The organism is Tahibacter caeni, from assembly GCF_024609805.1.
GTDB lineage: Bacteria > Pseudomonadota > Gammaproteobacteria > Xanthomonadales > Rhodanobacteraceae > Tahibacter > Tahibacter caeni.
In genome coordinates, this window is sequence record NZ_JANFVR010000168.1 from 1 (window position 1) to 10,217 (window position 10,217).

Below are 10,217 nucleotides of genomic sequence, written 5' to 3' on the forward strand. Positions count from 1 at the left end.
GCCCTCGGTCACGAGCGCGCGGCCGGCGCGGCCGGCGATCGGCGCGGTGACCGCGGCATAGCCGAGGTTCAGCCGCGCGGCCTCGACGTCGGCCTGGGCCTGGCGCACCGCGGCCGCGCTCGTGCGCTGCGCGGCGACCGCGTCGTCGAGATCCTGCTTGGCGATGACGCCGCGCGCGGAGAGATCCTGATAGCGCTTGGCCTTCGCGTCGGCGTTGGCCGCATTGGCGCGGGCCTGGCCGAGCGCGGCGTCGCGCGCGCCGAGCGCGGCCTTCAGCGGCGCCGGATCGATCTCGAACAGCGGCTGGCCGGCCTTCACATCGCTGCCTTCGACGTAGAGGCGGCGCTCGACGATGCCCGGCACGCGCGCGCGGACTTCGGCCGTGCGCGTCGCGGCGAGGCGGCCGACCAGGTCGCGCGTCAGCGGCACGGCGCCGGCCCTGGCGACGACGACGCCGACTTCGGGCGGTGGCGGAGCTTGCGGCGCTTCGTTCTTCTTGCCGCAGGCGGCAAGGCTCAGCAGGAGGACGGTGGGAAGGAGCAGGCGCAGGGGCTGCGGGCTCATGAGGGCATCCTTGGCGAGGGTGTTGTAGACGGGGAACTGCTGGCCGCAGGCGGACGATACGCCCTCAGGAACGCATCGATCACGCGGTCGGCCCAGTCGGCGCGCTGCTGCGGGGTATCGCGGCCGGCCAGGCCGAGGCGGCGGCGGTCGATGTCGAAGCCGACCAGCATGCCGAGCAGCATTTCGGCCAGCGCAGACGGGTCTTCGTGCCTGAGCTCGCCGCGGTCCATGGCCGCAGCGAGGCAGTCGGCCAGGCGCTGCTGTATCGACAGCGCGCCGGCGTTGAACAGCGCCCGGGCCTCTTCGGGAAAGCGCGCGATGTCGGTGGTCAGCATGCGCACGGCGGTGACCGTGCGCGGTTCGGCCAGGTGTTCGAGATGCGCGCGCGCGAACTGGCGCAGGGCGCTTTCGAGATTCTCGCAATCGGTCGCGAGGTTGGCGCCGATCGGGCCGAGCAGCTCGTTGACGACGCTGCGGAACAGGCCTTCCTTGCTGCCGAAATGCGCGTAGACGGTCTGCTTGGAACAGCCGGCGCGCTGGGCCACGGCGTCCATGCTGACCGCGTAGCCCATTTCGAACATGAGCTCGATCGCGGCCTCGCGCATGCGCTGGTGGCGCCGGGAGGTGCTGGAGACGGAAGCGGGCATGGGGTTGGACTGTACCGTCCAGTTCAGGAATCGGCGCAGGATAGCGGCGGGTCGCCGCCGCGTCGACCGCCTATCGACCAAAGTCGGCATTCATGGCGCGCCGCAGCAAAGCGGCCCCGTGCCTGCGCTCTGCAATGGCACTGGTAATCGGCAGCGTGGGCGGAGCACTGCAGCAGGTCTATGACCCAGCGTTAAACGCCCGTTTTTTAGGGAATTTTCGGCTGGATTCAGCGGACTTGGAGGCGTATCCTGCGCGCCCCTTCGTCCAGGTTTCTAGGGAAGCCAATGTCCGCCAAGAGCGAGAATGTGCAGGCGCCGGCCGTCGAGGCCGTGCTGACGGAACTCAAGAGCACGCTGAGCGCAGCCAGGCTCAAGGAGGCGCAGGCGTTCACGTCGCACCTGCTGCATCGCGTGACGGAGGAAGATCTCGCCGCGCGGCCCGCGGCGCAGTGGGCCGCGATGGCCCGCGACCTGCTCGAGTTCGTGCGCGTGCGCAAGGCCGGCGCCTCGTCGGTTCGCGTGTTCAATCCGACGCTCGAGGAACAGGGCTACGAATCCGCCCATACCGTGATCGAAGTCGTCACCGAGGACGCGCCGTTCCTCGTCGACTCGGTCGGCATGGCCGTCAGCGCCGCCGGTCTGCTGGTCCACGCGATCGTGCATCCGGTCTACCGCATCGAACGCGACGCCGGCGGCCATGTGCTGTCGCTGGCCGCCGAAGGCAAGGGCAAGGCCGAATCGGTCATGCATTTCGAGACCAGCCGCGTGGCCGAGGCCGAAGAGCTCAAGCGCCTGCAGCAGGGCGTGGCGCGCGCGCTGCACGACGTGCGCGCCGCGGTGAACGACTGGCAGGCCATGCGCGAAAAGATGCTGCAGCTGTCGCGCGAACTGCCGCAGCGCAAGCTGCCGGTCGACGCGGCCGGCGTGGCCGAGGCGCAGGAATTCCTGAACTTCGTCGCGAACGACCATTTCACGTTCCTCGGCTACCGCGAATACGTCGTCGACAAGGCCAACGGCGTCGACGCGCTCGTGACCGTGCCGAACTCGGGCCTGGGCATTCTCCGGCAGGACGAGGATGCCGCGCCGCGTCCGCTGAACACGCTGGTCGCGCGCGAGCTGCCGCAGTCGGGCTCGACCGATGCGATCATCCTGACCAAGACCAACGCGCGCGCGACGGTGCATCGCCCGGGCTACATGGACTACATCAGCGTGCTCGGCTTCAACGACGCCGGCGTGCCGGTGACCGAGCAGCGCTTCCTCGGCCTGTTCACCTCGGGCGCCTACATGCGCCGCCCGCAGGACGTGCCGCTGGTGCGGCAGAAGGTCGAATCGGTCATGGCCCGCTCGGGCCTCAAGCGCGAATCGCATTCGGGCAAGGCGCTGCGCCACATCCTCGAGACGCTGCCGCGCGACGAGCTGTTCCAGGCCACCGAGGACGAGCTGTTCGCGACCGCGATGGGCATCCTGCAGCTGCAGGAACGCACGCGCTCGCGCCTGTTCGTGCGCCGCGACAAGTACGGCCGCTTCTTCTCCTGCCTCGTGTTCATTCCGCGCGACCGTTTCGACAACGCGACGCGCGAGCGCATCGAGGCCATGCTCAAGCGCGCGCTGCACGGCGACCGCGTCGATTCCACCGTGCAGGTCGGCGAGTCGGCGCTCGCGCGCCTGCATCTCGTGATCCGGCCCAAGCCCGGCGAACGCGCCAAGTACGACGTCGCCGAGATCGAGGCCAAGCTCGGCCAGATCGTGCGCAACTGGTCCGACGAGCTGCGCGACGCGCTGGTGCAGAAGCACGGCGAGGACAAGGGCCTCAAGCTCGCCAACCGCTACGGCAAGGCGCTGCCGGCCAGCTACATCGAGGAAGTCACGCCGCACTTGGCCGTCGCCGACGTCGAGGCCGCCGCGGCGCTGAAGACGCCCGACGACATCCGCCTGTCGCTGTACCGCGCGCGCAAGAAGGGCGACGGCCTGCGCTTCAAGCTGTTCCGCTACGGCGCGCCGATCACCCTGTCCGAAGCGCTGCCGATGCTCGAGAACATGGGCCTGAAGATCCTGTCCGAGCACCCGTACGAGATGGACCTCGGCGAATCGACGATCTCGATCCAGGACTTCGACGTGCAGACCGCCGCGGCCTGCGAGTTCGACATCGACGAAGTGCGCGAGGCGTTCCAGAACGCGTTCGAACGCATCTGGCGCGGCCAGGCCGAGAACGACGGCTTCAACAAGCTCATCCTCGGCGCGCAGATGGACTGGCGCCAGGTGTCGATGCTGCGTGGCTATTGCAAGTACCTGCTGCAGACCGGCGTGCCGTTCTCGCAGGCCTACATGGAAGCCACTCTGAACCAGTACCCGGCGATCGCCGGCCTGCTGGTCGAGCTGTTCGAGGCCAAGTTCGATCCGGCGCGCGAGAGCGCGAGCAAGAGCCACGTGGAGCAGGCGCGCAAGCGCCTGGCCAAGGAGCTCGACGCGCTCGTGCCCGAGGACGTGCGCACGAGCAACGCGCTCGCGTTCGAGACCTTGTACGCCGCGCGCGGCGAATCGCGCGAAGCCCAGGCCGACGGCATCATCGGCGTGATCCGCGTGCTGCTCGACCGCGTCGCGAGCCTCGACGAGGACCGCATCCTGCGCAGCTTCATGGGCGTGATCCGCGCGACCCTGCGCACGAGCTTCTACCAGCTCGACGGCGGCAAGCCCAAGGACTACGTCAGCTTCAAGTTCGACCCGGCGCAGGTGCCCGACCTGCCCAAGCCCAAGCCCTATCGCGAGATCTTCGTCTACTCGCCGCGCGTCGAAGGCGTGCACCTGCGCTTCGGTCCGGTCGCGCGCGGCGGCCTGCGCTGGTCCGACCGCCGCGAGGACTTCCGCACCGAAGTGCTCGGCCTGGTCAAGGCGCAGATGGTCAAGAACACGGTCATCGTGCCGGTCGGTTCCAAGGGCGGCTTCTTCGTCAAGCGTCCGCCGGTCGGCGGCGACCGCGACGCGCAGCTCGCCGAGGGCATCGCCTGCTACCGCATGTTCATCAACGGCCTGCTCGACATCACCGACAACATCGTCGACGGCCAGATCGTGCATCCGCGCGACGTCGTGCGCCACGACGGCAACGATCCGTACCTCGTCGTCGCCGCGGACAAGGGCACGGCCACGTTCTCCGACATCGCCAACTCGATCTCGGCCGACCACGGCTTCTGGCTCGGCGACGCGTTCGCCTCGGGCGGCTCGGTCGGCTACGACCACAAGGGCATGGGCATCACGGCCAAGGGCGCCTGGGAGTCGGTCAAGCGCCACTTCCGCGCGCTGGGCCGCGACTGCCAGAGCGAGGACTTCACCTGCGTGGGCATCGGCGACATGTCCGGCGACGTGTTCGGCAACGGCATGCTGCTGTCCAGGCACATCCGCCTCGTCGCCGCATTCGACCACCGCCACATCTTCCTCGATCCGAATCCCGACGCGGCCATCTCGTTCAAGGAGCGCACGCGCATGTTCGCGCTGCCGCGCTCGTCGTGGGCCGACTACGACACGGGCCTGATCTCCAAGGGCGGCGGCGTGTTCCCGCGCACGGCCAAGACGATTCCGGTCTCGCCGGAAATCCGCGCCGCGCTCGGCATCGCCGAGGACGTGAGCCAGCTCTCGCCGAACGACCTCATGCGCGCGATCCTGAAGGCACCCGTCGATCTGCTGTGGAACGGCGGCATCGGCACCTACGTCAAGGCCGAGGCCGAGACCAACGCCGACGCCGGCGACCGCGCGAACAACGCGATCCGCATCAACGGCAAAGAGCTGCGCTGCAAGCTCGTCGGCGAAGGCGGCAACCTCGGGATGACCCAGCGCGGCCGCATCGAGGCGTCGATGAACGGCGTGCTGCTGAACACCGACTTCATCGACAACTCGGCCGGCGTCGACACCTCCGACCACGAAGTCAACATCAAGATCCTGCTCGGCGACGCCGTGCAGCGCGAAGAGCTCACGCTCGAGGCGCGCAACGTGCTGCTCGCCGACATGACCGACGAGGTCGAACGCCTCGTGCTCAACGACAACTATCGCCAGAACCAGGCGATCAGCGTCATGGAACGCATGTCGGTCAGCCGTCTCGGCGCCAAGCAGCATTTCGTGCGCACCCTGGAAGCGCAGGGCCTGCTCGACCGGCAGATCGAATTCCTGCCGTCGGACGCCGAGTTCGCCGAGCGCAAGGCGCGCGGCCTGGGCCTGACGCGTCCGGAGCTGTCGATCCTGCTGTCGTACTCCAAGATCGTGCTGTTCCAGCAGCTGCTCGATTCGGACGTGCCCGAAGACGCCTATCTGTCGCGCGAGCTCAAGCGCTATTTCCCCGAGCCGCTGCAGGAAAAGTATTCGGCGCACATGGAGCGCCACCGCCTCAAGCGCGAGATCATCGCGACCGCGGTGACCAACTCGATGATCAACCGCATGGGCGCGACCTTCGTGCTGCGCATGCAGGAAGACACGGGCCAGGCGCCGGCGCCGGTGGCCAAGGCCTACACGATCGCGCGCGAAGTGCTCGATGCGCGCGAACTGTGGGCCGGCATCGAGGCGCTGGACGGCAAGGTCAACGGCAACGCGCAGATCGACGCGCTGCTCGTGATCTGGCAGCTGCTGCGCAACATGACGCGCTGGCTGCTGAACCAGCCCGGCGAGTCGCTGGACATCGCCAAGGCCGTCGCGCGCTACCAGCCGGGCATGCTCGCGCTCAAGCGCGGGCTCATCGACACGCTGTCGCCGAGCGAGCGCGCCGCATTCGACGCGGCCCGCGAGCGCTGGGTCGGCCAGGGCTTTCCGGACGAGCTGGCCGCGCAGCTGGCCGGCGTGCCGGCGCTGGTCTCGGCGTTCGACATCATCGACACGGCGCAGGACAACGGCCTCGACGTGGCGCGCGTCGCGCAGGTGCATTTCGCGCTCGGCGAAGCGCTGCACCTGAAGTGGCTGATGTCCAAGGTCGAGGAACTGCCGGTCGAGACGCGCTGGCACGCGCATGCGCGCGGCTCGCTGCGCGACGAGCTGTACCAGCAGCATCGCGCGCTGGCCGCACAGGTGCTCAAGGGCGGCAAGGGCGGCGGCGCCGAACTCGTCGAGCAGTGGCTCAACCGCGACGACGCCTCGCTGAAGTTCACGCTCGGCATGTTCGCCGACATGCGCAGCCAGGTCGTGACCGACTATCCGATCGTCTCGGTCGCGGTCCGCCGCCTGGCCCAGCTCGTGCAGGCCGGCGCGCGCTGATCGCCGCAGGCCCGGCGGCTCCGGCCGCCGGGCCGCGGATCGACGCGGCGGTCTGCCGATCGCCGCAATTGCATCGCGATCGCGGGTTACACTCGGCCGCCACCCCGGACAGCCGTGCCTGCGATGCGCCAGCGCCTCCATTTTGTCGCGAGCAAGACCGAAGAAGCCCAGGCCGCGCTCGCGCTGATGCGCGAACGCTACGGCGACGCGCCGATCGACGAGGCCGAGGTCATCGTCGCGCTCGGCGGCGACGGCTTCATGCTGCAGACCCTGCACCGGCACAACACGCGCGGCCTGCCGGTCTACGGCATGAAGCTCGGCACGGTCGGCTTCCTGATGAACCAATATCAGGTCGACACGCTCGACGAGCGCATCGCGCGCGCGCAGCCGACCGTGCTGCGGCCGCTGGTCATGGAAGTGCAGACCGAATCCGGTTCCAGCGTCACGGCCACGGCGTTCAACGAGGTCTCGCTGCTGCGCCAGACCAAGCAGGCCGCGCACGTGCGCGTCTCGCTCAACGGAGCAGTCAAGCTCGAGGAGCTCGTCTGCGACGGCATCCTGCTGTCCTCGCCGGCCGGCTCCACCGCCTACAACCTGTCCGCGCACGGCCCGATATTGCCGCTGGGCTCCAGCGTGCTCGCGATGACGCCGATCAGCCCGTTCCGGCCGCGCCGCTGGCGCGGCGCGATCCTGCCGTCGGCGACCCAGGTGCGCTTCGAGGTGCTCGACCACTACAAGCGTCCGGTCAGCGCGACGGCCGATTCCTACGAGGTCCGCGACATCGTCGAGGTCACCGTGCACGAATCGCGCGAGCGCGTCATGAACCTGCTGTTCGATCCCGAGCACAACCTCGAGGACCGCATCCTCAACGAGCAGTTCGAGGTCTGAAGTCCGGCCGCGGCGGACTCGGCGGCGGCCGGCGGCGAGTTGTCGCCGTCTGTTTGCACCGGTTGCGCATTCGCGGCTATCGTCGAACGCCTGGGCGCGTCGTCCGCAGGGGAGGCAGACGGCCGCCGACCGCGCGCCAGAGCACCGCAGCTGCCACTCTCTTGGGGGACTCTCACCGATGCATTCACTCTCACTGCGTTCGTTGCTCGTCCGGGCCACGCTCGCCCTTGCGGCAACCTGCACCGCGCTGGCCGGCCATGCGGCCGATGTCGATGCCGTGCTCCGGACCGAGGCCGCCACGGGCAAATCGGTCGACACCTTGATCGTGCTGCGTGCCAAGGCGCCGAAATCGCTGCTGAGCAACGCCGGCAGCTATCTCGAGCGGCGCCGCGCCCTGGTCGAGATGCTGCGCGCGACGGCCGACGTGACCCAGGCCGACCTGCGCGGCTGGCTCGACGCGCAGGGCGTACCGTACCGGCCGTTCTGGATCACCAACGCGATCCAGGCGCAGCTGACGCCGGCCCAGCTCGAGGCGCTGGCCGCGCGCAGCGACGTCGAGGCGATCGGTTCCAACGCCGCGATCGCGCTGCGGCTGCCGGCGCCGGAAGAAACCGCGTCGCTGCCGCTCGCGCCGGATGCGATCGAATGGGGCGTCAACAAGATCAAGGCGCCGCAGGTCTGGGCGCGCGGCATCAACGGCGCCGGCGTCGTCATCGCCGGCCAGGACACCGGCATACGCTGGACGCATACGGCCATCAAGGGCAAATACCGCGGCTGGGACGCGGTCAACCAGGTCGCCGACCACAACTACAACTGGCACGACTCGATCCACTCGGCCAACGCGAGCTGCCCGGCCGATTCGCCGCAGCCCTGCGACGACGACAGCCACGGTTCGCACACGATCGGCACGATGGTCGGCGACGACGGCGGCAGCAACCAGGTCGGCGTCGCGCCCGGCGCGAAGTGGATAGGCTGCCGCAACATGAACGCGGGCAACGGTACGCCCGCGACCTACAACGAGTGCGCGCAGTGGCTGCTCGCGCCGACCGATCTCGCCGGCGCGAACCCGGACCCGGACAAGGCGCCCGACGTCATCAGCAATTCCTGGGGCTGCCCGGCGTCGGAAGGCTGCACGGCGATCGCGGGCACCGAGATCCGGACGGCGATCGAGAACCTGATCGCCGGCGGCATCATGTTCGTCGCCTCGGCCGGCAACGAAGGCTCGTCCTGCAGCACGATCGGCTCGGCGCCCGGCACGCTAGACAACGTGTTCACGATCGGCTCGACGACGTCGGCCGACGCGATGTCGACGTTTTCGAGCCGCGGCCCCGTCGCCGCGGGCCCCGGCACGGGCGCATCGAACAAGCCCGACGTGGTCGCGCCCGGTTCCAGCGTGCGCTCGATCACGAATGCCAGCGACACGGCCTACGGCAGCAAGAGCGGCACGAGCATGGCCGCGCCGCACGCGGCCGGCGCGGTCGCGCTGATGATGCAGCTCCATCCCGGCCTCAAGGGCAATCCTGCCGCGGTCGCGGCTCTGCTGCGCTCCACCGCCGTGCCGCTGACCAGCAGCACGCAGACCTGCGGCGGCATCGCGCCGACCACGTTCCCGAACCCGGTGCAGGGCTACGGCCAGATCGATCTCGTCGCGGCGTTCGACAAGGCCGAGAAGATCTTCGCCGACAATTTCGAAGCGCCGGTGCGGTAAGCCGGCTCCGGCGTTCGCGCCGCCGGAGCCGCCGCGCTCCGGCGGCTCCGCGCAGCGGCGCGCTACACTGCGTCTCATGGACGAAACACCGCTGCCCGTTGCCGCCGACACCGTCGACGACCGCCTCGTCGTCGCGATTTCGTCGCGCGCGCTGTTCGATCTCGGCGAAAGCCACGCGCTGTTCGAGCGCGAAGGCCTCGACGCCTACCGCAACTACCAGATGCAGCACGAGGACGATCTGCTCGCGCCGGGCATCGCGTTTCCGCTCGTGCAGAAGCTGCTGCGCCTGAACCAGAGCCGCAGCGGCGCGCCGCGCGTCGAAGTCATCCTGCTGTCGCGCAACTCGGCCGACACCGGCCTGCGCATCTTCAATGCGATCGAGCACTACGGTCTCGCTATCGAGCGCGCCGCGTTCACGAACGGCGCGCCGACGCATGCCTATGTGCAGCCGTTCGCTGCCGACCTGTTCCTGTCGGCGCATCCCGAGGACGTCGCGCACGCGCTGGCCGCCGGCGTCGCGGCCGCGACCATCCTGCCGTCGAAGGCGCCGACCGCGGCGTCGGAGCAGCTGCGCATCGCGTTCGATGGCGACGCCGTGCTGTTCGGCGACGAGTCCGAGCGCGTCTCGCAGGAACAGGGCCTCGCCGCGTTCCACCGCCACGAGACCGAGCATGCGGCGCATCCGCTGCCGGGCGGCCCGTTCCGCGGCTTCCTCGATGCGCTGCATCGCATCCAGGGCGCGTTCTCGCTGGAGCAGTCGCCGATACGCACGGCCCTGGTCACGGCGCGCTCGGCGCCGGCGCACAAGCGCGTGATCCTGACCCTGCGCGCCTGGGGTGTGCGCATCGACGAGGCGCTGTTCCTCGGCGGCCGCGACAAGGGGCCGTTCCTCGAAGCGTTCGGCGCCGACATCTTCTTCGACGACTCGCGCGCGAACGCCGAGTCGGCGCGGCGTCACGTCGCGACCGGCCACGTGCCGCACGGCGTCTCCAACGAGCCCAAGCCCTGATGCGCCGACTATCGGGATGGGTTGCGGTTGCGGTCGCCGTCGCGCTCGTCGCGGCCGTGGCCTATGTCGGGATGAAGCCGGCGCCGACGCCGCCAACTGCGGTGCCGGCGCCGGCCACAGCGGCGACGGCAGTGCCGACAGCGGCGGCAGCGGTCGCTGCGGCGCCGGCCAC

Annotated in this window: 6 protein-coding genes; 4 read left to right on the plus strand and 2 right to left on the minus strand. The window is 69.5% G+C overall.

Annotated elements, in window-relative coordinates:
* Both NON22_RS14415 and NON22_RS14420 read right to left on the minus strand, forming a co-directional pair.
* Positions 1-564 (minus strand): efflux RND transporter periplasmic adaptor subunit (locus tag NON22_RS14415; RefSeq protein ID WP_257387642.1); only part of this gene is annotated, 564 nt, incomplete at its 3' end.
* Complete coding sequence (locus NON22_RS14420; RefSeq protein ID WP_257387643.1) at positions 561-1,211, minus strand: TetR/AcrR family transcriptional regulator; 651 nt, start codon at positions 1,209-1,211, stop codon at positions 561-563. The genes NON22_RS14415 and NON22_RS14420, both read right to left, overlap by 4 nt.
* Before the next feature lie 285 nt (positions 1,212-1,496).
* Here NON22_RS14420 and NON22_RS14425 point away from each other — a divergent pair, with 285 nt between their 5' ends.
* The 4 genes from NON22_RS14425 (at position 1,497) to NON22_RS14440 (ending at position 10,045) form a co-directional block, all read left to right on the plus strand.
* Positions 1,497-6,440 (plus strand): NAD-glutamate dehydrogenase, encoded by a 4,944-nt coding sequence (locus NON22_RS14425; protein ID WP_257387644.1) that lies wholly within the window; start codon positions 1,497-1,499, stop codon positions 6,438-6,440.
* A 123-nt stretch (positions 6,441-6,563) separates the two neighbouring features.
* Complete coding sequence (locus tag NON22_RS14430) at positions 6,564-7,328, plus strand: NAD kinase (RefSeq protein ID WP_257387645.1); 765 nt, start codon at positions 6,564-6,566, stop codon at positions 7,326-7,328.
* 178 nt (positions 7,329-7,506) lie between these two features.
* Complete coding sequence (locus tag NON22_RS14435) at positions 7,507-9,036, plus strand: S8 family serine peptidase (RefSeq protein ID WP_257387646.1); 1,530 nt, start codon at positions 7,507-7,509, stop codon at positions 9,034-9,036.
* A 76-nt stretch (positions 9,037-9,112) separates the two neighbouring features.
* Entirely contained in the window at positions 9,113-10,045 is a 933-nt protein-coding gene (locus NON22_RS14440; RefSeq protein WP_257387647.1) for a 5'-nucleotidase, read from the plus strand.
* Positions 10,046-10,217 lie beyond the last annotated feature (172 nt).